Here is a 957-nt window from a genome sequence, read left to right on the forward strand (position 1 = left end):
GAACGGGCTGGCCTTCTCGCCGGACGGGCGCACCCTGTACGTCAGCGATACCTCTCGAACCGAGGGCGGCGACGGGCATACGATCCATGCTTATCCGGTCCTGGATGACCAAACCCTGGGCGAACCGAGGGTCTTCGCCGAGATCGAGCCCGGCATCCCAGACGGCTTCCGCGTGGACCATCGCGGCTGGATCTGGACGAGCTCGGAGGCAGGGGTCCAGGTCCTCTCCGCGGAGGGACACCGGCTCGGACTGATCCCAACGCCCCAGGTGTGCTCCAACCTCTGCTTCTCCCCGAAGCAGCAACGGCTGTTCATCACGTCCAAACAGCACCTCTACGCCCTGGACCTCGCCGCCCGGTAGATCGGGATGGGATCACGGCATCGTCAGAACGCTTCGGAAACTCCCAGGAACCTGGCTTCCCACGCGAAGTTGGCGTCGGACGAAGGAAGCCGTTTGCTGGTACACGCAGGCTCCGTCCCATGCTGCCCCCGACGACGTTCGCCATGTGGGCGGCATTAAAACCCATTCCCGAGGACCCGCCATGGCCGAAGCCGTCGCCGATTTTTTCTGGAAACGCCTGGCCGAGTGGGGGGTGAAGAAGATCTTCGGCTATCCCGGCGACGGCATCAACGGCCTGCTCGGCGCACTCCAACGCAACGACCTGCCGTTCGAGTTCATCCAGGTCCGGCACGAAGAGATGGCGGCCTTCATGGCTGCGGCCTACGCCAAGTTCACCGGCGAGGTCGGCGTCTGCATGGCGACCTCTGGTCCCGGCGCGACGCACCTGCTCACCGGCATGTACGACGCCCACCTCGACCACGTGCCGCTGCTCGCCATCTGCGGGCAGCAGGCACGCAACGTCAACGGCGCCCACTACCAGCAGGAATTCGACCTCACGAGCGTCTTCAAGGACGTCTCGGCCTACGTGCAGCAGGCGTCCTCGCCCGCGCAGGTCC

2 protein-coding genes are annotated in these 957 nt (G+C 65.4%); both read left to right on the plus strand.

All coding sequences use genetic code 11. The features are described 5' to 3' along the window. Positions 1-361: SMP-30/gluconolactonase/LRE family protein (locus AAHG09_RS31780; RefSeq protein ID WP_342112334.1), on the plus strand; the 361-nt coding region annotated here is incomplete at its 5' end. Between the two features lie 181 nt (positions 362-542). Then, the coding region (locus tag AAHG09_RS31785; RefSeq protein WP_342112336.1) for a thiamine pyrophosphate-binding protein at positions 543-957 on the plus strand (415 nt) is incomplete at its 3' end.

The organism is Methylobacterium guangdongense, assembly GCF_038442355.1.
In the GTDB taxonomy this organism is placed as follows: Bacteria; Pseudomonadota; Alphaproteobacteria; order Rhizobiales; family Beijerinckiaceae; genus Methylobacterium; species Methylobacterium guangdongense.